Source organism: Prosthecobacter gellanilyticus, from assembly GCF_007992435.1.
GTDB lineage: Bacteria > Verrucomicrobiota > Verrucomicrobiia > Verrucomicrobiales > Verrucomicrobiaceae > Prosthecobacter > Prosthecobacter gellanilyticus.
On sequence record NZ_BKAG01000062.1, the window covers coordinates 14,747 to 34,994 of the forward strand.

Annotated in this window: 20 protein-coding genes; 9 read left to right on the forward strand and 11 right to left on the reverse strand. The window is 60.1% G+C overall.

Translation table 11 applies throughout. The annotated features are described in order from the left end of the window. Nucleotides 1-111: 111 nt before the first annotated feature. Genes BGE01nite_RS25800 through BGE01nite_RS25815 form a run of 4 tightly spaced genes read right to left on the reverse strand, consistent with a single transcriptional unit; the run spans nucleotide 112 to nucleotide 3,301 of the window. Complete coding sequence (locus tag BGE01nite_RS25800; protein WP_146855276.1) at nucleotides 112-1,035, reverse strand: ABC transporter permease; 924 nt, start codon at nucleotides 1,033-1,035, stop codon at nucleotides 112-114. A 15-nt stretch (nucleotides 1,036-1,050) separates the two neighbouring features. Then, on the reverse strand, nucleotides 1,051-1,290 hold the full coding sequence (locus BGE01nite_RS25805; protein ID WP_146855278.1) for a hypothetical protein: 240 nt from the start codon (nucleotides 1,288-1,290) through the stop codon (nucleotides 1,051-1,053). 10 nt (nucleotides 1,291-1,300) lie between these two features. Then, nucleotides 1,301-2,230 carry a sugar ABC transporter substrate-binding protein gene (locus BGE01nite_RS25810; protein ID WP_146855280.1) on the reverse strand — a complete coding sequence of 310 codons (930 nt, stop codon included), beginning with the start codon at nucleotides 2,228-2,230 and terminating at the stop codon, nucleotides 1,301-1,303. A gap of 51 nt (nucleotides 2,231-2,281) precedes the next feature. Then, nucleotides 2,282-3,301: a LacI family DNA-binding transcriptional regulator gene (locus BGE01nite_RS25815; protein WP_170267070.1), complete on the reverse strand. Its 1,020-nt coding sequence runs from the start codon at nucleotides 3,299-3,301 to the stop codon at nucleotides 2,282-2,284. A 78-nt stretch (nucleotides 3,302-3,379) separates the two neighbouring features. Between BGE01nite_RS25815 and BGE01nite_RS25820 the strand changes: the two genes are divergently transcribed. Continuing rightward, on the forward strand, nucleotides 3,380-4,636 hold the full coding sequence (locus BGE01nite_RS25820; protein WP_170267071.1) for a sulfatase family protein: 1,257 nt from the start codon (nucleotides 3,380-3,382) through the stop codon (nucleotides 4,634-4,636). A gap of 9 nt (nucleotides 4,637-4,645) precedes the next feature. On the opposite strand, the gene miaB is transcribed toward BGE01nite_RS25820, so the two are convergent. Next, on the reverse strand, nucleotides 4,646-6,001 hold the full coding sequence (miaB, locus tag BGE01nite_RS25825) for a tRNA (N6-isopentenyl adenosine(37)-C2)-methylthiotransferase MiaB (protein WP_146855286.1): 1,356 nt from the start codon (nucleotides 5,999-6,001) through the stop codon (nucleotides 4,646-4,648). Between the two features lie 117 nt (nucleotides 6,002-6,118). Between miaB and BGE01nite_RS25830 the strand changes: the two genes are divergently transcribed. Further along, the gene (locus BGE01nite_RS25830) at nucleotides 6,119-7,150 is read left to right on the forward strand and encodes a PIN/TRAM domain-containing protein (protein ID WP_146855287.1); all 1,032 of its coding nucleotides are present in this window, start codon (nucleotides 6,119-6,121) and stop codon (nucleotides 7,148-7,150) included. A 22-nt stretch (nucleotides 7,151-7,172) separates the two neighbouring features. Here BGE01nite_RS25830 and BGE01nite_RS25835 read toward each other — a convergent pair whose 3' ends face one another. Continuing rightward, nucleotides 7,173-8,201 carry a PEP-CTERM sorting domain-containing protein gene (locus BGE01nite_RS25835; RefSeq protein ID WP_146855288.1) on the reverse strand — a complete coding sequence of 343 codons (1,029 nt, stop codon included), beginning with the start codon at nucleotides 8,199-8,201 and terminating at the stop codon, nucleotides 7,173-7,175. A 185-nt stretch (nucleotides 8,202-8,386) separates the two neighbouring features. Further along, nucleotides 8,387-9,034: a C40 family peptidase gene (locus tag BGE01nite_RS25840; protein WP_146855289.1), complete on the reverse strand. Its 648-nt coding sequence runs from the start codon at nucleotides 9,032-9,034 to the stop codon at nucleotides 8,387-8,389. 80 nt (nucleotides 9,035-9,114) lie between these two features. Between BGE01nite_RS25840 and BGE01nite_RS25845 the strand changes: the two genes are divergently transcribed. The 4 genes from BGE01nite_RS25845 (at nucleotide 9,115) to BGE01nite_RS25860 (ending at nucleotide 13,804) form a co-directional block, all read left to right on the forward strand. Beyond that, a complete protein-coding gene (locus tag BGE01nite_RS25845; RefSeq protein WP_146855290.1) occupies nucleotides 9,115-9,888 on the forward strand; it encodes a nitrilase-related carbon-nitrogen hydrolase in 774 nt (257 codons plus the stop codon). A gap of 101 nt (nucleotides 9,889-9,989) precedes the next feature. Then, nucleotides 9,990-11,159 (forward strand): prenyltransferase/squalene oxidase repeat-containing protein, encoded by a 1,170-nt coding sequence (locus BGE01nite_RS25850; protein WP_146855291.1) that lies wholly within the window; start codon nucleotides 9,990-9,992, stop codon nucleotides 11,157-11,159. A 213-nt stretch (nucleotides 11,160-11,372) separates the two neighbouring features. Continuing rightward, a complete protein-coding gene (locus tag BGE01nite_RS25855) occupies nucleotides 11,373-12,722 on the forward strand; it encodes a PQQ-dependent sugar dehydrogenase (RefSeq protein ID WP_146855292.1) in 1,350 nt (449 codons plus the stop codon). Between the two features lie 95 nt (nucleotides 12,723-12,817). Then, nucleotides 12,818-13,804, forward strand: a complete 987-nt coding sequence (locus BGE01nite_RS25860) for a 2-hydroxyacid dehydrogenase (protein WP_146855293.1) — start codon at nucleotides 12,818-12,820, stop codon at nucleotides 13,802-13,804. Between the two features lie 101 nt (nucleotides 13,805-13,905). Here BGE01nite_RS25860 and BGE01nite_RS25865 read toward each other — a convergent pair whose 3' ends face one another. From BGE01nite_RS25865 to BGE01nite_RS25875, 3 genes are all read right to left on the reverse strand, one after another. Continuing rightward, complete coding sequence (locus BGE01nite_RS25865) at nucleotides 13,906-14,823, reverse strand: sulfurtransferase (RefSeq protein ID WP_146855294.1); 918 nt, start codon at nucleotides 14,821-14,823, stop codon at nucleotides 13,906-13,908. A 28-nt stretch (nucleotides 14,824-14,851) separates the two neighbouring features. Continuing rightward, on the reverse strand, nucleotides 14,852-15,535 hold the full coding sequence (locus BGE01nite_RS25870; RefSeq protein WP_146855295.1) for a hypothetical protein: 684 nt from the start codon (nucleotides 15,533-15,535) through the stop codon (nucleotides 14,852-14,854). 98 nt (nucleotides 15,536-15,633) lie between these two features. Further along, entirely contained in the window at nucleotides 15,634-16,596 is a 963-nt protein-coding gene (locus tag BGE01nite_RS25875) for an inorganic phosphate transporter (RefSeq protein ID WP_146855297.1), read from the reverse strand. Nucleotides 16,597-16,735: 139 nt separating this feature from the next. On the opposite strand from BGE01nite_RS25875, the gene BGE01nite_RS25880 reads away from it, so the two are divergent. From BGE01nite_RS25880 to BGE01nite_RS25890, 3 genes are all read left to right on the forward strand, one after another. Next, on the forward strand, nucleotides 16,736-17,041 hold the full coding sequence (locus tag BGE01nite_RS25880; RefSeq protein ID WP_146855299.1) for an ArsR/SmtB family transcription factor: 306 nt from the start codon (nucleotides 16,736-16,738) through the stop codon (nucleotides 17,039-17,041). Nucleotides 17,042-17,140: 99 nt separating this feature from the next. Further along, nucleotides 17,141-18,121, forward strand: a complete 981-nt coding sequence (locus BGE01nite_RS25885) for a S1C family serine protease (protein ID WP_146855301.1) — start codon at nucleotides 17,141-17,143, stop codon at nucleotides 18,119-18,121. After that, nucleotides 18,118-19,203, forward strand: a complete 1,086-nt coding sequence (locus BGE01nite_RS25890) for a PDZ domain-containing protein (protein WP_146855303.1) — start codon at nucleotides 18,118-18,120, stop codon at nucleotides 19,201-19,203. Before BGE01nite_RS25885 ends, BGE01nite_RS25890 begins: the two co-directional genes overlap by 4 nt. 9 nt (nucleotides 19,204-19,212) lie before the next feature. Here BGE01nite_RS25890 and BGE01nite_RS25895 read toward each other — a convergent pair whose 3' ends face one another. After that, nucleotides 19,213-20,097, reverse strand: a complete 885-nt coding sequence (locus BGE01nite_RS25895) for a polyprenyl synthetase family protein (RefSeq protein ID WP_146855305.1) — start codon at nucleotides 20,095-20,097, stop codon at nucleotides 19,213-19,215. Nucleotides 20,098-20,248 lie beyond the last annotated feature (151 nt).

Consider the following 20,248-nt stretch of genomic DNA (forward strand, 5'->3'; position numbering starts at 1 on the left):
TCCAGTCCTCTGGATCTTTGCGCAAGCCAGGAGACGCTCGAAAGCGCCGGAGGACCGGCGCACTCCAGGACGCCAGCGCGAAACTCAAAATCGCCGGTTTCATGATCATGTTCATTTCCTCCTCCAGGTGTCCGCCAGCACTGCAGCGACGATCACGGCACCTGTCACAACTCGCTTCATCGGCTCGCTGGCGCCGATCTGGACAAGGCCGGCCTCAAGGGTGGCAATGATGAGCACGCCCATGAAGCTTTTCACGACGCTGCCACGGCCGCCCATGAGGCTGGTGCCACCGACCACCACGGCGGCGATGGCGCTGAGTTCGAAACCTACGCCCGCATTCGGATCTGCGCTGCCGAGACGAGAGCAGTTGAAGACGGCGGCAAGCCCGGTCAGTGCCCCTAACAAAGCATGCGCTAGAATGCGCGGACGATCCACCTGCACGCCGGAGATGAGCGCGGCCTCGCGATTGGCGCCAATCGCAATCCAATGCCTGCCCACGGCCATGTGCGAGAGCACCACCTGTCCGAGGATCACGATGATCACACTGATCACAAAGGCGGGCGAGATGACGAGACCGGAGAAAGGGGCTCCGAGGGACTCGATGCTGACACCAATGTATTTCGTTTGGGAGTTGGTCGTGAGAAAGGCTAGGCCTCGGGCAATCTCGAGCATGCCCAGCGATACGATGAATGAAGGCAGCCTTAGTTTCACACTCACCGCGCCCGTTGTGCCGCCGATCAAAGATCCCAGCGCGATGCTGGCCAGCAAAGCAAGCGCCAGCCCCCACTGCCAGTCTGCCATCATCACACCCACGGCGGCACCGCAGAAACCGAGCAGCGAACCCACGGATAGATCAATGCCTCCCGTGATCATCACTAGCGTCATGCCTGTGGCCACCAGCGCGAGCGCCGGGATGCGGTTCGCCACGGAGCCGAGTGTGCCGATGCCGAAGAAGCTCTCCCGCAGCACGCCAAACAGAACGATCATCGCTGCGAGGACGGCGAGGAGGATAAGAAAATCGGCGAAGCGGCGCATGAGAGGATAAAAAAGTCACTTTTCTGCGGCAAACCAGCAACCCCACAAGCCAGAAAGTACGAAGACACAAACCGTAAACCCAATGCCCAAGATGCTCTCGGTATCAGTCGACTCGCCCGGAGTTGAATCAGGTAGGAAGGGTCCCATCACCGCGAGGGCAAAGGCCACAACAATACTGATCAAAAAGCCATACAACACACTAGTCCCCGGGCGCTCGCGATACCCTTTGGAGATTCGTTGGAAGGCTTTCTGCATGGGTCAAAGATCACTTCGTTACCACATCCACCGGCGTCTGTAGATCGGCTGGTGTCGTCTTCTCCTTGATCACCTTCAGCGCAGCTTCGATGCCGAAGACGGCAAGTTGGTCACCATGCTGGTCGGCGGTGGCGAGGACACGGCCTTCGGCGAGGAGAGGCTTGAGGGCCGCGATGTTGTCGAAGCCGACGATCTGGATCTGTCCTGACTTGCCAGCGGACTGCACTGCGGCAGCGGCGCCGAGGGCCATGTTGTCATTGGCACAGAGGAGAGCCTTCACATTTGGATTCGCGGCCAGGATGCCACTTGCGACAGTGTTGGCCTTTTCCATCTCCCACTGGCCGCTTTGCGTGCTCACGATCTTCATGCCGGCGGCACTCATGGCGTCTTCAAAACCGGCGCGACGCTGCTGGCCGTTGAAGGCCGTTGTCACGCCTTCGATGATGGCCACTTCATCACCTGACTGCAGCTTTTTGGCAAGCACCTCACCCACGGCCTTGGCTCCGGCGCGGTTGTCTGGACCCACAAACGGGACGGACAGTCCCGCCTGCTTCAGTGTGTCGGCATCTAGTTTGTTATCGATATTCACCACCAGCACACCCGCTTCTTTCGCGCGCTTCAGCACGGTGACGAGAGCCTTGGAGTCCGCTGGAGCGATGACAATGGCCTGCACACCTTGCGATACCATTTGTTCGACCAAACCGACCTGCTCGGCGAGATCGGTCTCGTTCTTGATGCCGTTCACCACGAGTTCGTAATCCGCCACGTAAGCTGCCTGATGCTTCTTCGCGCCTTCGGCCATGGTCTGGAAAAATTCATTCGCCAGGGACTTCATCACGAGGGCGACCTTGGGCTTGCCTGAGGTCGCGGAAGATTCAGCTGCAGGCTTGCACGAAACCAGGGCAAGAGTGGCGAGGAGGAGAGTGAAGAGTGGCTTCATGGTTGAAGTGGCAGGTTTGCGCAAACGATTGTGCAAAGGATGTTCTTTCGGTCAATCTTTCTTCCAGGCGGCCACGGACCCGCGCTGAATGAGGCGGACCGGAAGCACGATGGGAGCGGTCTTGGACTTTCGCGCAGCTGGTTTGATCTGCGCCAGCAGGCTGTCCACCGCCGCCGTTCCCATGTCTTCCACGGGTTGGGCAATGGTGGTGAGTGAGGGTGAGAGGAGCGAAGCCCAGGGCTGCTCATCAAAGGCGATCAGGGAAAGGTCCGCAGGAATGGTGAGCTGTGCCTCACGCACTGCTTCGAGGGCGCCGAGGGCGAGCAGATTGCTCAAGGCGAGAATGGCCGTGGGACGTGGCTGCGCACAAAGAAGTCGCTGGGTGTGATCTCGAGCGATGGCCTGCGAGTGCTCGCCACCGGCGAGGAGATCACTCCGAAAACGAATCCCCGCCTCGGTGAGTCCCGCACGATAACCGCGCACTCGCTCGGCGATGACCGAGCTGTCTTCCTTGCCCTGAAGGCAGGCGATGCGCCGGTGCCCAAGCTTCACCAGATACCGCACCGCATCACGAGCACCGGAGAAGTTGTCTGAGACCACGCTCGCTGCCTGCAACGAAGCAAACACACGGTCCACCTGAGTGAGCGGCAGTTTCGAGGTCGTGAGCACTTCCAAATGCGCGGATTCGCCACCGACCGGGGCGAGGATGAGGCCGTCAATGCGACGATCCACAAGCATGCGCACGCACTCCGCCTCCACCTCCACGGATTCCTGCGAATCTGCCAGCAGCACGGTGTAACCCTGGGCGCGTGCGCGGCGCTCCACGGCACGCGCCAGAGAAGCAAAGAAGGGATTGGAGATATCAGGAATCAGCAACCCCAATGTGCGCGAACTCTGCAGGCGCAGGCTTCGGGCCAGCTCGTCTGGCCGCGCGCTCATTGCCGCAGCTTCATCCAGGATACGCTTCTGCGTTGCCTTCGCGATGCGAAACTCATCTCCACGACCTGCGAGCACACGCGAGACCGTGCTGGCTGAGATGCCGAGGTGCTGGGCGAGCGCTTTGAGGTTCATTTCGAATTTCGAGCCGTTATTTTGGCACAGATTGCCGAAGAAACGGGAAGAGAGCAACGTCACCGCACCATGAATCCTATGCTGAGACTTCTGATTCTCCTTTTCGCCACCTTTCATGCCCATGCCGCGCCGGTGAATGTGATCCTCATCAACTGCGATGACCTCGGCTACGGTGATCTCGGCTGTTATGGCGCGAAGGACATCCGCACACCGCATCTGGACCGCATGGCCGCGGAGGGCACACGCTTCACGGACTTCTCGGTGACCTCAGCACTGTGCACTCCCTCACGTGCAGCTTTGATGACCGGCAAGTATCCAGGTCGCGTTGGACTCGCCACAGGTGTGCTGAGACCCGATGCACAAACAGGACTCGCGAACAGCGAGACGACACTCGCCGAGGTCTTCAAGAAAGCAGGTCATGCCACGGGCTGCATCGGCAAATGGCATCTCGGTTTCGTGAAGGGCATGCGGCCGATGGATCAAGGCTTCGACAGCTACTACGGCGTGCTGCATAACCTCGACAAATTCGAGACCGTGGTTTTTGAAAAGGAAGGTGGCATGCCTGTGCTGCGTGGTGATGTGGTAGAGAAACGACCTGCTGTGCCTGCCGAGATGACCGGACTCTACACTGCCGAGGCGCTGAAGTTCATCGAGCAGCATCACGAGCATCCCTTCTTCCTCTATCTCGGTCACGCGATGCCGCACATTCCCTTCGACGCCTCGCCGAAGTTCAAAGGCAAATCCGAGCGTGGTCTTTATGGTGATGCCGTGGAAGAGATCGATGACAGCACTGGGCAAATCTTGGACAAGCTGCGCTCTTTGAATCTCGCCGAGAAAACGCTCGTCATCTTCACCAGCGACAATGGCCCCGAGCGCAAGACACCTGGCAGTGCCGCGCCTCTGAGCGGCAGCAAGCACACCGTGTATGAAGGTGGTCTGCGTGTGCCCTGCATCGCCTGGTATCCTGGCAAGGTTCCAGCCACCCGAGTCTGCGATGAGATGCTCAGCACCCTGGATCTGCTGCCCACGTTTGCGCATCTTGTGGATACTTCGGCGCCCACAAACCTCGACGGGCTTGACCAGCTTGATCTCTTCCTGGACCCGAAAGCAAAATCCCGCCGCACCACGCTCTTCTCACTCTACGGCCTCAATCAACGCCGCCTCGAGTCCATGCGCGAAGGCCGCTGGAAGCTGCATGTGACTCCGACGACACAGCTCTTCGATCTTCAAACGGATCTCGGCGAAACCAAGGATGTGTCAGCGCAGCATCCGGAGATCGTGCAAAAGCTCATCGAGAAGGCACTCAGCATCCGCAAAGATACTTTGGGCGAATGACGCCAAGGCTCAAGTCAGCACCGGATCTCCAAACAGCGTAAAGTTTGCCCAGTGGGTGATGTTCACGTCAAAGATCTCGCCGATGTGGCGATCTGGGTTGCCTTCGAAGACGACGATGCGGTTCGTGCGCGTGCGGCCCGTGAGGCGGGCTTCATTGGTCTTGCTCGGGCCCTCGCAGAGGATCTCGACTCGCTGGCCAATGAGCTCTTCATAGCGCGGATAGGCGTGCGCATTCACCAGCGCTAGGAGGTCCTGGTTGCGGCGCTCTTTCTCTTGCTCGCTGACCTGGATCTCGTCCGGCATCTCGGCGGCGGGTGTGCCACGGCGCTTGGAATAACGAAAAACGTAGGCGTTGTCGAACTTGATGCGGTCAAACATATCCCACGTCTCGAGGTAGTGCTTCTCGGTCTCGCCGGGGAAGCCGACGATGACGTCCGTGGTCACAGCAATGCCTGGACGTGCTGCACGGATGCGCTCCACGAGATCCATGAACTTCGCCGATGAATACGGGCGATGCATTTTCTTCAGGATCTCATCACTGCCGCTCTGCACGGGCAGATGCACATGCTCCGCGAGCTTTGGCAGATAGGTGAAGGCCTCGATGAGATCCTTTTTGTAACCGATGGGATGCGGGCTGGTGAAGCGGATGCGCTGGATGCCGGGAATCTCATGCACAGCCTCGAGCAACTGTACGAAAGGGCTCTTGCCGTTCACCGCAGGGAATTCGTGACGGCCATACAGGTTCACGATCTGGCCGAGAAGAGTGACTTCCTTCACACCTTGATCCGCGAGACGGCGCACCTCTTCCACGATGTCTGCGATCGGACGACCGCGCTCGCCACCGCGTGTATAGGGCACGATGCAGAAGGTGCACTTCATGTTGCAACCCTGCATGATGCTCACAAAGGCCGCGCCTTGCCTCTCCTTCAGCGTGTGATCACGGATGGTGTTCTGGCTGGCTTCCTCCTCATCGATATCCACGATGGAAAAGCGCTCCTCATCCATCTGGCGCTGCTCCTTGGCGCGGATGATCTCATCCACATACTCCACCACGCGGTGGTACTTCTGCGTGCCGACCACGAGATCCACCTTCACCTTGTCCACCAGCTCGGAGCCACGGCTTTGCGCCATGCAGCCCATGAAGCCCGTCACCAGAGGGATGCGGCGGCGGCGCACCATGCCCATTTTGCCCACGGCTTTTTGCTCCGCCTGGTCGCGCACAGAGCAGGTGTTGATCAGCACCACGTCAGCGTCCTCGTCGGTGGACGTCATGGTGTAGCCGCGGTCGACAAACATCTGGGACACCTGCTCGGTGTCTCGCTCGTTCATCTGGCAGCCGTAGGTCTTGATGTAAACTCGGGGCATGGAGGGGAAGGATTGTATCCATTTCCGGGGAAATGACAACCTGCGCGGTGTCCCGGGGCGATTTGCGTCTGGTCAAAACCGCTCCTCGTGGCTAACTTACGCCCGCAAATCTCCCTCATGAATTCCGCATGGTCCATCCTACTGGTGAGAGCGCTCTTTGCAGCGCTGTTCATGGTCATTGGCATCTTCGTCTCCCTGGGAATCGACCAGCCCTGGTGGTTCGGCGCAGTCATCGGAGGCACGGCGATGGCCCTGCTGGTCCTGCTGGATATGCTTTTTGCCCGGTTCAGCCTGCGGAACTTCTCCCATGCCACCTTTGGCCTCGGAATTGGCCTGTTCTGCGCCTGGCTGGTGACCCGCATCGGCATCTTCCAGCTCGGCGTCTTCCAGAGGATGGAGAACCTGGAGGACATCCGCAATGTCACCGAATTTCTCATCTATGTGTCATTCGCCTTCTTCGGGGTGACTTTCGGGCTTCGCAGCGACCGCGACCAGTTTGCCTTCATCATCCCCTATGTGCGGTTTCGTCGTGATGGAGCCGAGGGCGAGCCGCTGCTGCTCGACACAAACATCATCATCGACGGCCGCATTTTAAAAGTGGCAGACACCGGCTTCCTTAGCGGCCCGCTGGTCGTCCCGCGCTTCGTTTTGGATGAGCTCCAGCGCCTCACCGAGTCCGGTGATAGTCAAAAGGTCATCCGCGGCAAACGCGGCCTGGAGGTGATGGAAAAGCTTCGTGGCATGACCGGCGTGCGTCTCTCCATCTTCGAGCCCGAGGCCTGGCAGAAGCGCGAGGACCTCTCCGTGGATGCGCGCCTCGCCCACCTGGCCCGCCAGCTCAATGCCCGCCTCCTGACCAATGACGAGGACCTGGCCAAGGTGGCCCGCCTCCGTGGCATCACCGCGCTGAGCTTCAATGACCTCGTCATTGCCCTTCAGCCGCAATTGAACCCTGGTGACGAACTCGCGCTGAATCTGCTGAAGCCTGGCAAGGACAGGCATCAGGCGGTCGGCTACCTCGCGGACGGCACCATGATCGTGGTGAACCAGGCTGTGGGATTGGTCGGCCAGACCGTGGATGTGGTCATCTCCAGCGCACTGCCGACTTCAGCCGGGAGGCTGATCTTTGCGGAGTTGAAGGCGAAATGACGACTCCCTTCCGCCTTATTCGTTAGGCAACGAGAGACGACTTTAGAGAGCGCCTGCGGCGCAGTGCCATGAAACCTGCGAGCATCACCAGCGCGCAGCTTCCGGGCTCGGGCACCGGGTTCATCACGGCGAGAATGGCTGCGGAGTTCGTGGAGATGCGCGAGGCATACATGTGGCTCGGAACGTCCACGATCGTGTTGTTGACGAAGTTCCAGCCGTCGGTGTCATTGCCAACATAGAAGCCGCCCATGTCAAAGAGCGCAGCCTCGAACTCAAGAGCATCGATCGTGTTGTTCGTGTCGAACAAACCGTCCACGGCATAGTTCACGCCCGCCAGGTACCACTGCCCGGCGACTTGGATGAAGACGCCGCCACCGGAGTCGCCGGGAGACAGCGTGGCTTCATTGATGCCTGAGGCGGCATTAAACTCCGCCGAGAGCAAACTGCCCACATTGCTGGAGACGATGCCAGAAACCACATTGGCTCCCCAGCGGGCCACGCCATCTGCACCCGTGGTGCGCCAGCCGTGAAGCACATCGGCCACAGGGGGGCCGGGGTCATCTGTCACCACTTCCGCGCCGCGCGGCCCACCCCGGCCAAAGGTGACCAGGGTGCTGCCGAGCTCAAGGTTACCCGTATAGAGGGGTGCCCAGGTGGAAAAGGTCTCGTTGATCTTGAAGACACGCAGGTCGGTGCCCGCGATGTCCCAGAAGCCGGCGCCGCCATTGGCGGAGGAGTCGATGGTGTAGTTGATGTCTGCCACCCCATTAAAATCGGCGGTGCTGACAAAGGAGCTTCCCTGGGGGCCGACATGCCGGGCTGTAATGAAATACTGGTCACCGATCATCGTGCCCAGAAATGACCCGAACTTCCCCTCATAGGCCCAGCCGCTGTCCTGGTAGATCCCCGTGGGAGCCGTGGTGTTGGCCAGCGCATTGTCCGTGTCATAGAGCACCACGGCCTGACTGCTTGTGACCATCAGCAGACACAGGGCAAGCACCTGCGAAAAGCGGCAGGAGAGAGCTTGCTGAGGCGGCTGGCGAAAGCACATACCCCAAAACTTAACACATCCGTCATAATTTCCATAACAATATTATGACCGGACTGCGCATTTTCCGAAATGCACCTACTCGAGCCGCTTCTAGTCTAGGGGATGATGGGGGAGCAACGAAACCGCAGGTGTTTCGCGGAGCGTTGCCTGTTCAAGGAACACGACGGGTTGCAAACCCGTCCACTTTAAAACGGCCAGCGATAGGGCGCGTTGTGGATGAGTTTGCTCTTGGGGTAGGGAGCGATGCGGACCTGGTTCTTCGAATTACCGCTCAGGAGCCAGACGTTCGTGGCATCCATGGCATGCAGAAAGCCCATGTGGCCGCTGCTAGCCTGATCCTGGTCCAGGGGCTGCATGATGCAGATGGCACCATAGGTGGCAGCTACAGGGCGCCCCCAACCCCACCAGTTCGAAACCATGGCGCTGCCCTGCGGCGTGTAACCGGAGCGCTTGATGCACCAGTTCACAAAAGCTGCGCACCATGCGGTCTCATCGTGCAGCAAATTGCCGCTGATGCCGCAGCTGCGGAGGTATTCCAGGATGCGCGGGTTGTCCCCGTTCGACCACTCCTGCACGCCCTGCTCCATGATGGCGATCTGCATCCAGGGAGGTGGCGCGGCAAAGCTGGTGGGAGCAGCGGCAGCGGTCTCGGGCGGCGCACCTGTGACCACTCCATTGACATTCACGATCTGACCAGGGAAGAGCACTTTGAAATTTCCCGTGCCCCACTCCACAAGATCGGGATTCGCCTTTTGAAACTGCGCGAGCGTCATGCCAAACTTCTTCGCGATCTTCGTGGGATTATCACCGGGCTGAACAGAGTATTGGGCCATGTTTGAAAGCTAAAAGACACCTCCAGGCAAAGCGAGTGTGATTTGCTGGCGAAACCCCTTTTCTCCGCACATGATGCGGCATGATCCTGAACATCCACGCGCTGCAGCTCGACTCCGTCTGGGAAGACAAGGCCGCGAACTTTGGCAAGGTGCGCGCGCAGCTCGGCGCATCGCGGCCTGCCGCAGGATCCCTCATCGTGCTGCCGGAAATGTTCGGCACGGGCTTCTCCTGCGCGGTGGATCTCACCGCCGAGTGTGAGGGTGGCGAAACTGAAGTCTTTCTAAAATCCCTGGCTGCGGAACATCAAAGCTGCGTGCTCGGCGGTGTGGTGACACGCGGCAATGATGGCAAGGCCCGCAATCAAGCGCTGGCCGTGTCACCGGACGGACACGTGCTGGCACGCTACACGAAGATGCGACCCTTTTCGTTAGGCGGAGAGGCGGATGTGCATGTGCGTGGCGGCACGCCGGTGCTGTTTGAATACGGCGGTTTCAAAATCTCCCCGCTGGTGTGCTATGACCTGCGTTTTCCCGAACTGGCCCGCGATGCGGTGAAAATGGGCGCGGAAGTGCTGGTCTACATGGCGGCATGGCCGGTGAAGCGCTTCCAGCACTGGATCACGCTGCTGCAGGCCCGCGCCATCGAGAACCAGGCCTATGTTGTCGGCGTGAACCGCACCGGCGCGGATCCCCAGTTCAGTTACAATGGGCGCAGCCTTGTGGTGGATCCGCATGGCGTGATCATCGCGGATGCAGGCGAGCGCGAGCACGCCATCACCACCCAGATCGAGCATGAGGTCATCTCCGGCTGGCGGGCCCAGTTTCCCGGTCTGCGGGATGCCGGGCTGATCTGAGCGGCCTAGCCAAAAGTAAAAGTGGACAGAAAACGTCCCGGAGCTTGGATTGGCGCGTAGAGAGGTTGCGGAGCGCCACTCCGCAGAAACACTTCCGCGCCATGATCCACCAGCCGTTTTGCAAACTCCTCGTCCTGGCCTCGGCCAGTCTCTTTGTCGGCTCTCTCACCTGTCACGCGGCAGACGCTGCCCTGAAGCAGGACGTTGAAAAGGCCATCACGCGCGGGCTCGACTACCTCCAGGCTCAGCAAGATCAAAAGGGCTACTGGGTCACACCAGATGATCCCGCACTCAGCGCGCTGGTGATCTCGGCGCTGAAGCAAAATCCCTCGCAGGATCGCGCCAAGGAGAATGACGCGACCAAGCGCGGTTACGACTTCCTCATGAGCCAGGTGAAGCCTGACGGCGGCATCTACTCCAAGGCCCGCGCGAACTACAACACCTCCATCGGCCTCATGGCCATCGTGCTGCGCGCCCGGCCGGAGGATGAGCAGATCATCCGCGCCGCGCATGCCTTTGTGTCGCACCAGCAGAACGACGTCGATACTCCCGGCAAGACAGACAATCCCTTCGACGGCGGCATTGGCTATGGCGGCGAGTCCAAGCCCGGGGCACCGGCTCATGCCGACCTCTCCAACACCACCTTCGCTCTCGAAGCCTTGTACTACTCGAAGCAGATGTTCTCAGACAGCGGCAAGCCGATCGACAAGAAGGACGATCTGAACTGGGATGCTGCCATCCAGTTCATCTCCCGCTGCCAGAACCGTCCCGGCTCCAATGACCAGTCCTGGGCCGGCGAGGACAAAAAGAACATCGGTGCTTTTGGTTATACTCCCGTGCCGCAGGCTGAGAGAGGTCAGAAGAAGGAAGGCCCCACGCCCATGCGCCAGTATGGCAGCATCAGCTATGCAGGCATGCTGAGCTTCATCTATGCCGGCCTCACACCTGAGGATCCGCGCGTGAAGGCAGCGCTGGAGTGGCTGGGCCAGAACTACACCGTGGATGAAAACCCCGGCATGGGTGCCGAAGGTCTCTATTACTACTACCACACCATGGCGAAGGCCCTGGCCACGGCCCAGATTGGCACCCTGAAGACCAAATCAGGTGACGTGGACTGGAAGGACGCGCTCGGCAAAAAGCTGATCAGCCTGCAGGGCGCGGATGGCTCCTGGGCGAACACTGCCTCCGGCCGCTGGATGGAAAGCAGCCCGGTCCTGGTGACCGCCTATACCGTGCTGGCGCTGGAGCAGGTGCACCGCTCCCTGAAGTAAGCTCCCTTTGAGACGACCTCTGCTTGCTCCGGCAGACACTCGCCATTATATGCCATTTAACGCATATCAATGAACTCATTGAGCGTCGCCTTCTCAAAGCCTGCTGCACGCAGATCTTCCATTCACACCGATTCCTCTCCGTCAGAGACGTAATATGTCTCTCGACGAGTTGATTCGAGTCTCTTCCATCCAGCACCCAGCTTCTTTCCTCAGATGAAACCTGTCCTTGCCGCGTCTCTTTTCCTTCACCTGCCCTGCCTGGCATTGATCACCGGACTTTCACCTTTGCTGGCCCAAAACCCTGCCGCGCCTGCCCCGGCGAAGAAGGACGAAAAGCCACCCATTGTCTTCGTGCCGGTGGACTACGAACTGGTCAATGCCTTCCCTGGCATCAAGTTCGAGCAGCCTCTCGGTATCGTCAGTGCTCCTGACGATAATAAGCGCCTCTTCATCGTGGAGAAAACCGGTCGTGTGCAGGTCGTCACAGGTCTGGACACTGGAAAGCTGGAGAAGAAACTCTTTCTCGACCTCACGCAGATTCCGAAAGCCACACTGGTGACCGAAGGTGAGTGCGGTGTGCTCGGTCTGGCCTTCCCACCGGACCATGCCCAGAGCGGCCGGGTGTTCGTTTACTACAGTCTCAAAATCGGTGGAGTGCTGCACCAGCGCGTGTCCCGCTTCAATGTCTCTCCAAACGATCCCAACAGCGTGGACAACGGCACGGAGCAGACGCTCATCACACAGAAGGATGAGGCCAGCAATCACAACGGCGGCGACCTGGCCTTCGGCCCCGATGGCTATCTCTACATCACCGCAGGCGACGGCGGCGCGGGTAACGACAAGTTCGACAACGCCCGCTTCATCAACAAAGGTTTCCACGGCGCCATCTTCCGCATCGATGTGGACAAGAAGGCTGGTAATCTCGCGCCGAACCCGCACCCCGCCATCAGCCTCGCGGCCGATGGCTCCGCTTTTTATGCCGTGCCAAAGGACAATCCCTTCATCGGCAGCGACTCGCATCATGGTGAGAAAATCGATCCCAAGACTGTACGCACCGAGACCTGGGCCACCGGCCTGCGCAATCCCTGGCGCATCTGGTTCGACCCAAAGAATGACCGTCTGTTCTGCGGCGAGGTAGGGCAGAACATGTATGAGGAAGTCGACCTCATCACCAAAGGTGGCGACTACGGCTGGCCGCATCGTGAGGCTCTGCATCCCTTCATCCAAGGCCCGACGGCCGACAAGGAACCCACGACCGGCTTCAAGCCCATCGACCCCATCTTTGAGTATCCGCGCAGCACAGGCCTGTCTGTGACCGGTGGTGTCGTCTATCGCGGAGACAAGTTCCCGCAGTTCAAAGAGAAATACATCTTCGCTGACTATGCTTTTGGACGTGTCATCGCGCTGGAAGATACCGGCAAGGCGCAATGGAGTGACGAGACCATCGCGCAGGAAGTCGGCATTGCTGGCATCGGCATCGACCCGCGTGATGGCGAGGTGCTCTTTGCCAACATGGCGCTCGGCGAGGTGAAGCACCTCCAGTCGAAGGCTTCTTCCAACTAAAGCTTCTCGCAGCTCTACCGTTCATGGCGTGTTGATTCACAAGACTCGCGGAGCGATCAGCGGGGCACGGGCGTATTCCATCTGTTTCTTGCTCTATGAAAACGCTCGTCTTCGACTCCCACTCCTATGACCGGACCTTCCTCGATGCGGCCAATCAAGGCCGTCACCAACTGGTTTATACTCAGGCCCAGCTCGATGTGACCACGGCCGCCATGGCGCAGGGTTATGATGCCGTGTGCCTCTTCGTCAATGATCGTGCGGATGCCCAGGTCATGGAACGGCTGGCCGCCGCAGGTGTGCGCTTGATCGTGCAGCGCTCCACTGGCTACAACAACATCGACCTCGCGGCGGCGAAGCGCCACGGTATCGCTGCCATGCGTGTGACCTCGTATTCACCCTACTCGGTGGCCGAGCATGCGGTGGCGCTATTGATGACTTTGAACCGTCATGTGCATCGCGCTTTTAATCGCACTCGTGAGTTTAACTTCCGTCTCGCGGGTCTTTTGGGCCGAGACATTCATGGCAGTCGTGTCGGTGTGGTGGGCACGGGCAGGATCGGCGCGGCCTTTGCCAGCATCATGCGCGGGTTCGGCTGCACATTGCTGGGACATGACAAGATCCAGAATCCAGACTGCCTGGCTCTGGGCATGAAGTATGTGCCGCTGGATGAGCTTCTTGCAGGCTCGGACATCGTCAGCCTGCACACGCCACTCACGAAAGAGACGCATCATCTGATCAATGACCAGACTCTGGCGCTGATGAAGCCCAGAGCCTTTTTGCTCAATACCAGCCGAGGAGGCTTGGTGGATACCGAAGCCTTGATTGCGGCCATCGAGCGTGGTGCTATCGCCGGAGTCGGGCTGGATGTTTATGAGGAGGAGGAAGGCAAATTCTTCCGCGACCTCTCCGATCATCCGATGAATGACGACGTCCTCGCGCGGCTCATCAGCTTCCCGAACGTGCTCGTCACCGGTCATCAGGCCTTTTTCACTGAACAAGCCGTGACCACCATCGCCGAGACCACGATTCAAAACCTGACCGATCACGAGGAAGGCAGGGCGAATGAGTGCCTGCTGACGTGATGCACAGACATGGGCCAGCTGGGAGCTTGCACCACCTCTAACAAAAATGGCATCGTCGCCGGGAGCAACGATGCCATTTGAGGTGGGAGAGTGAGGATGGCTTACTTGCCAGCGGCGGCGCCGCCGGTCTCGGCGGGGAGGGACTTGCCCTCGAGCCAGACGTATTCCTTCCAAGCGCCTTCATACAGGCGGACGTTCGGATAACCGGCGACGTGCTTCAGGTAGAAGAGCAGCAGGCTGCCTTCACGGGAGGTGCCGCAGTAGCAGATGATGTTTTTATCTGCGGTAATGCCGGCTTTTTCGAGCTCGGCCTTCACTTCCGCAAAAGGCTTGAACTTGTGCGTGTTGTCCGTCTCCATGAGGCGCGCCCAGTGGAAGCTGACGGCACCTGGGATGTGGCCTTTGCGCAGCCAGACATCGTCATCGCCGATGAACTCATTCAGCGGACGGGCATCGACGAGCACATTGCCAGCCTTGCCGACATGAGCTTGCACATCTTTGACGTTGGCGGAGACGCCTTTGTTGTCCTTCTCAGGCAGATGGCCGGGAGGATTGCCGAAGTAGTCGCGGCCAGGTTCGAAGCCCTGCTTCTTCCATTCAGCGATGCCGCCATCGACAACCTTGATGTTCTGTACGCCGAACTTTTCCAGCACGTACACGACCATGCTGGTGCTGAGCACCTCGTCATTCGGGAGCTTCTCACCGGTGGCATAGACGAGATGCAGGCGGTCCTTGTCCACACCGGCGCGGACGAGCAGAGCCTTCGTCAGATCATCTGGCAGGTACTGCACCGGCACGGCAGCATCAGTGCCGCGGAGGGTGTCAAAGTTGATGTGATGCGCGGTCGGCAGATGGCCGCGGAAGTAGTCTTTGTAGCCGCCGCGTGTGTCGAGAACGATGGGACGCTGCGAGGCGTCCGGATTTTCGATAAGTTTCTTGGCATCCGCCACGGAGATCAGGCCGATCTCAGCGTGAAGGGTGGAGGCGGCGAGAGCCGCGAGAATGAGAAGGTGTTTCATGATTGGTTAGGGGATTTGGAAGTGATGATCAAAACTTGAAGACGAAATTGACCTTGGCCACGTGGCTGGACTTGCCCTGCTCAGGGAAGTTGGTCCACCACTCGAGGACGACGTGCTTGTGCAGGACATACTTCCAGCCCACGGAAGGCAGCCAGAAGGACTCATCCGCAGCCTGCACGAGGTCGGCGTTGATGTTGAAGTCGCGGTCGAAGACCTTGAAGGTCTTGTCGAGGCCGAAGAGGAAGGAGTTGCCATTCGTCTGCACGCCATAACCGCCGTGAGCACGCAGGAATCCGAAGTCATGGGCCAGCATGGCATAGGTAAAGGGATCGCCTGCGCGGTTGATGTCCGTGAGGGCGATGCCTGCCACGCCGAGGGCGATCTTGCCGCCTTCCCAGGGCTTGAAACCGACTTTCGTCTGGAAGAAGAGAGGGCCGCTTTCATGCGTGAAGAGCGGGCTGTCCATGCCCCACTCGAGGTTCGCCGGACCGAACTGCCAGCCGGTTTTGAAGCCCATCCAGAAGGAGTGCTCATCAGGACCATTCGCGGAGAACTGGTTCGCGCCCGGACCGAAGCTGCTGAAGGCCTGCACGGCAATGGTGCGATGGTCGATCGTGTCGGCGGTTGGGATGTTGTTAAGACCGGTCGGCGTGGCGAAGGCCGTGGAGCCAAGCGCCAGGGAGAGGGCGATGATTCGGGAGAGGTTTTTCATGGTGACTGAATGGCGAGAGGCGCCATTTGCGCTTATATGCTCATTTAAGCAAGTATTATTCGCGACTCAGTTCCTCGTTGTCTTAATGGAGCGACTGCTCATCGGGACCAGAGCTTGCTCAGCCACCAGATGAGGGCGGAGAGCAGGGCCGAACAGGGCAGCGTGATCACCCAGGCCATGAGGACTGGAATAACGGTTTTCCAGCGCGCCTGCTTGGTAGTGATGCCGATGCCCAGCAACGCGCCAACCGACACATGGGTGGTGGAAACCGGCAGGCCGTGAAAGCTGGCGGTGGTGGTCAGCAAAGATGTCGCAAGATTCGCCGCGAAGCCCTGCCCCGGATTCATGCCCGTGATCTTGTGCGCGAGTGTGTCCGCCACACGGCGGGCACCGAAAAGCCCGCCCACGGTGATCGTGATCATCACCAGCAGCAGCGAGACCTCCACCCCCAGACCGCCGACACCCACGAGCAGCGCGGCCATCTTGGGCGTGTCATTCATGCCACGGGCAAAGCTCACGGCGCCAGCGCTCAAAAAGTGCAGCGCATCCAAACTGCGGGTGCGGTGGTCGGGCGCCAGGCGCAGCATGCGTAATACCCGATAGAGGATGCCTCCCAGCATGATCGCGAGGATGGGAGCGATCAGCAGCGGCTTGGCAAAGGTCCCCCACAAGGCGGCGAGCTTCACTCCTGAAGGATCTGCTGCCAGTCCCGCACCCAGCAGCGCCCCCATGAGCATATGTGTGGTGGACACCGGAAAGCCCAGGCGCGTGGCCAGGAGATTCGCCAGCCCTGCACCAGCAGCCACGGCAAACATGAAGTCGGGATGGCCTACCAATGAATCTGGCACGAGGCCCTTGCCGGTGAAAGCGGTCATCATGGTGCCCATCAGCAAAATGGAAGCCAGGCAACCCGCCGCCGTGGTCACTGCGGCCCAGCGGAGAGCCGTCCAGTAACCGGTGGTATTGCTGCCAAAGAGCGAGGCCACGCCTTTAAAATTGGCGTTAGCCCCGTTCGCATAGGCCACGGCCATGGCGGCGAGAATGATGAGGATGGCAAACATCGGCGCGGGTTTTCGATGGTGAGGAGCAAATCGTCAAGACTTGTCCGCCAGCCGGAACCCGAGCAGGAGAGTCCAACGGATAGCAAAAACCCATCCCCCGGCTTGAACGCTGTGCCTAGTTAAGATAACATGATGGACTGTGCCCAAGATCGACTGTCTCCCTGCCATGAAGGCGCTGGCCGAAGAAAACCGGCTGCGTCTCATGCGCCTGTTGCTCTCGGGCGAGCGTTCCGTGAACGATCTGGCGGATGCCACCGGCATGAGCCAGTACAATGTCTCCAAGCACCTGCGCGTGCTGCGTGAGGCCGGTCTCCTGACCCAGGAGAAGCAGGGCCAGCAGCGCCTGTATGCCATCGCCCCCGCCCTGGCGGAGCACCTCGCGGACAACGCCAGCGTGCTCGACCTGGGCTGCTGTCAGTTTGATTTCAAGAAGCTGGTGAGCTGACGCCGGCGGGGTCCTCTGACCCTGGCCCGGCTCATGCTCCAAAAGAGTCGAGAGTTTCCTGTCTGAGTTCCGTTGGTTTTAGACGTAGACCCTTCCACGATGAGTCCAAAGCTGCCCCATGGTGCTTGCCTCGCCGCCCTCCTGCTGGCGGCTGGCTCCTGCGTCGCTCAGGCTGAGCCGACCCGCCCACCGCTGAAGGAGCTCATCTCCGTGCAGACCGAGGTGCAGTCCCAGTTGATCAAGGTCCGGCCAGCCGTGGTGGCCATCCGCACGCACGATGGCACCGCCAGCGGCGTGATCATCAATTCCGAGGGTCTCATCCTCACCGCAGCGCATGTGGCCGAAAAGCCAGGCCGTGAAATGCGCGTGGTGCTGGATGATGGCACGGTGGTGAAGGCCACCACGCTGGGGCTCGACAAGACCACGGACGCGGCGCTCATGCAGCTGCATGACACGGACAAAGCCTGGCCGCACGTGCGACTGAACCGGAATGTGCTTTCGGCCACGCCCGGCACTTGGTGCTTCGCGCTCGGTCATCCGGGTGGTTTTGACAAGGAGCGCGGTGTGGTGCTGCGCGTGGGCAAAGTCATCCGCCAGACAGCGAATGCTTTGCAAACGGACTGCGTGCTCATGGGCGGAGATTCCGGCGGACCGCTTTTTAATCTCAATGGCGAGGTCATCGGCATTCACAGCCAGATCTGGGAGGAGCGTGATCATAACATGCACGTCTCCATGGCTCCCTTCCTCCGGTCCTGGGAAGAGATGAAGAGCAGCCTCGTGATCCGCGTGTGGGACACCGGCAGCGGTGGCTATCTGGGGGCGGCGGTGGATTTGAATGCCAATGGCAAGATCGAGGTGCTCGAAGTGCTGAAGGGATCACCCGCCCAGCAGGCAGGCTTGCTCGCCGGGGACATTGTGGAGGCCCTGGAGGCGCTGACGCTGAACTCCGCACCCCAATTTTCCAATGCGGTCCGTGCCCGTGCTGCGGGAGACGAGGTCATGCTGCAGATCCGCCGAGGTGAAAACGCGAAGGAGATGCGCATCAAGCTGGGCACCCGACCGAAGGAGGATGCAGGATGAGAGCCTGCGTCGTCACGCTGCTTCTTCTCCTGGGCATCAGCCATGCGGACACACGCCCGCAGCTGACGAATGAGGAGCGCACCAACGGCAAGCAGATCCTGGCCGACGTGGAGCCCATGCTGCCCGCCGCACGGGCCTCCGTGGCCCCGATCGAAAATGCCCGGGGCAAACTCGTGGCCACGGCCGTGTGGGTCGGCGCGGATGGCTACTTCCTCACCAAGGCCAGCGAGGTGCCGGAACTGGAGAAGCATCAGATCCGCTGGGCGCCTGGCGATACGGCGGCCATCCGTGAAATCCGCCGCCTCTCTCCTCACGATCTCGTGCTCGCCCAGGCGGTCAGCGTCCGGGGAATGAAGCCAGTGAAGTTTGAACCCACCACGCCGAAGACGGCCTATGGGCAGTGGCTGGCCGCCCCTGTGAAGGGGGGACGCGAGATCCGCATCGGCGTGATCAGCGCGCAATCCCGCAGGATCCAGGGCTTTGGCGCCGCCATGGGCATCCGCATGGATGACCAGCCGCCCGAGACTCCCGGCGTGCGCATCATGAGCCTGGCCGACGAAAGCCCCGCCGCCCTCGCGGGCCTGCGCAAAGGTGATGTGCTGACTGCTCTGGATGGCAAGACCGCCACCAGCATGAAGGATGTGTCCGCACTCATCCAGAGCTTCCAGCCCGGGGACTTCGTCGAGGTCAAATACAACCGCGATGGCAAGGCCTCGTCCACACGTGTGAGACTCGCCAGCCGCACGAAAATCATGATGAACTGGGATGGCGAGGACTTTGCCAACGGCGGCATCTCTCTCCGCACAGACAACTTCGCGCAGGTCATCCAGCATGACCTGCCGCTTTCGCCGTCGGACATGGGCAGCCCGCTCTTTGACCTCGAGGGTCATGTGCTCGGCATCAACATCGCTCGAGTGGATCGCGTCACCACCTTTGCGCTGCCGTCTTCCGTGTTCTGGAAGGAGATCGAGCCCTTGATCGAAGCCGACCGGCATCCGCCGAAAGCGCTGAAGCCGGGAGATGCGGTGAAGGCTTCGTCGAAAGGTGGTCAAGAGGTCAAGACGGCTCCCAACAAGCCCTGACCGGCCTCATCAATAATCACGTGAGAGCAGATAGTCCGCGAGCTCGCGAAGTCTCTGGCCATTCTCTCCAAAGACCTTCAGCGAATCATGCGCCACCTGAGTGAGGCGATGCGCCTCATCGCGGGAGGCATCGAGTCCGATCAAGGCTGGATAGGTGCTCTTCTCGGAGGCCAGGTCTTTGCCGGCGCTCTTGCCCAGCTTTTCGCTCGTCTGGGTGACATCCAGGATGTCATCGATGATCTGGAACGCGAGGCCGGTGGCCATGCCGAAGTCATGCAGGGCCTGCATCTGCTCCGGCGTCGCGTTCGCGCTCATGCCGCCGAGCTTCATGCTCGTGGTCAAAAGGGCGGCGGTCTTGTTTTCGTGGATGAAGCGCAGTGCTTCCAGCGGCAGTTTTTTGCCTTCGCCTTCCAGATCCGCCACCTGACCGCCCACGAGATGCAGGCTGCCTGCGGTGACCGCGAGCTCGCGGACGAGATCACCCGCCGTGTGGCGCGCGGTCGCCGGTGTCTTCACCACCAGTTCAAAAGCCAGCGCCTGAAGCGCATCTCCCGCCAGCACCGCAATGCCATCGCCAAACACCTTGTGGCAGGTCGGCACACCGCGGCGGAAATCATCATTGTCCATGCTCGGCAGGTCATCATGAATCAGCGAGTAGGTGTGCAGGCACTCCACCGCACAGGCGGCAGGTCCTGCAGCCTCCTTCGTGCCACCGCAGGCCTCCGCGGCTGCCAGGCAAAGGATGGGCCGCAGCCTCTTCCCGCCCGCGAACACACTGTGCCGCATGGCCTTGTGAATCGTCGCCGGAGCTGTGTCCGCACTCGGGATCAATTGATCCAGCAGAGAGTCAGTGAAGGCACAGCGTTCGGCGAGGTAGGGCTTGAGATCGGACATGTCAGGTCTGCCAGCATGGAAGGCTGAGGCATGGCTGCAAGGGTTTCATTCACCCTCAACTTCAAGCTCTCCCAGAAATGGTGAAGGCCGTGCATTTCTGCACGGCCTTCATTTGGTAGCGGGGACAGGATTTGAACCTGTGATCCCGCAT

Excerpts from the sequence above, each read along its gene's own strand:
- BGE01nite_RS25800 (WP_146855276.1), bottom strand. The coding sequence starts at position 1,035 with ATGCGCCGCTTCGCCGATTTTCTTATCCTCCTCGCCGTCCTCGCAGCG.
- BGE01nite_RS25805 (WP_146855278.1), bottom strand. The coding sequence starts at position 1,290 with ATGCAGAAAGCCTTCCAACGAATCTCCAAAGGGTATCGCGAGCGCCCG.
- BGE01nite_RS25810 (WP_146855280.1), bottom strand. The coding sequence starts at position 2,230 with ATGAAGCCACTCTTCACTCTCCTCCTCGCCACTCTTGCCCTGGTTTCG.
- BGE01nite_RS25815 (WP_170267070.1), bottom strand. The coding sequence starts at position 3,301 with ATGAACCTCAAAGCGCTCGCCCAGCACCTCGGCATCTCAGCCAGCACG.
- BGE01nite_RS25820 (WP_170267071.1), top strand. The coding sequence starts at position 3,380 with ATGCTGAGACTTCTGATTCTCCTTTTCGCCACCTTTCATGCCCATGCC.
- miaB (WP_146855286.1), bottom strand. The coding sequence starts at position 6,001 with ATGCCCCGAGTTTACATCAAGACCTACGGCTGCCAGATGAACGAGCGA.
- BGE01nite_RS25830 (WP_146855287.1), top strand. The coding sequence starts at position 6,119 with ATGAATTCCGCATGGTCCATCCTACTGGTGAGAGCGCTCTTTGCAGCG.
- BGE01nite_RS25835 (WP_146855288.1), bottom strand. The coding sequence starts at position 8,201 with ATGTGCTTTCGCCAGCCGCCTCAGCAAGCTCTCTCCTGCCGCTTTTCG.
- BGE01nite_RS25840 (WP_146855289.1), bottom strand. The coding sequence starts at position 9,034 with ATGGCCCAATACTCTGTTCAGCCCGGTGATAATCCCACGAAGATCGCG.
- BGE01nite_RS25845 (WP_146855290.1), top strand. The coding sequence starts at position 9,115 with ATGATCCTGAACATCCACGCGCTGCAGCTCGACTCCGTCTGGGAAGAC.
- BGE01nite_RS25850 (WP_146855291.1), top strand. The coding sequence starts at position 9,990 with ATGATCCACCAGCCGTTTTGCAAACTCCTCGTCCTGGCCTCGGCCAGT.
- BGE01nite_RS25855 (WP_146855292.1), top strand. The coding sequence starts at position 11,373 with ATGAAACCTGTCCTTGCCGCGTCTCTTTTCCTTCACCTGCCCTGCCTG.
- BGE01nite_RS25860 (WP_146855293.1), top strand. The coding sequence starts at position 12,818 with ATGAAAACGCTCGTCTTCGACTCCCACTCCTATGACCGGACCTTCCTC.
- BGE01nite_RS25865 (WP_146855294.1), bottom strand. The coding sequence starts at position 14,823 with ATGAAACACCTTCTCATTCTCGCGGCTCTCGCCGCCTCCACCCTTCAC.
- BGE01nite_RS25870 (WP_146855295.1), bottom strand. The coding sequence starts at position 15,535 with ATGAAAAACCTCTCCCGAATCATCGCCCTCTCCCTGGCGCTTGGCTCC.
- BGE01nite_RS25875 (WP_146855297.1), bottom strand. The coding sequence starts at position 16,596 with ATGTTTGCCATCCTCATCATTCTCGCCGCCATGGCCGTGGCCTATGCG.
- BGE01nite_RS25885 (WP_146855301.1), top strand. The coding sequence starts at position 17,141 with ATGAGTCCAAAGCTGCCCCATGGTGCTTGCCTCGCCGCCCTCCTGCTG.
- BGE01nite_RS25890 (WP_146855303.1), top strand. The coding sequence starts at position 18,118 with ATGAGAGCCTGCGTCGTCACGCTGCTTCTTCTCCTGGGCATCAGCCAT.
- BGE01nite_RS25895 (WP_146855305.1), bottom strand. The coding sequence starts at position 20,097 with ATGTCCGATCTCAAGCCCTACCTCGCCGAACGCTGTGCCTTCACTGAC.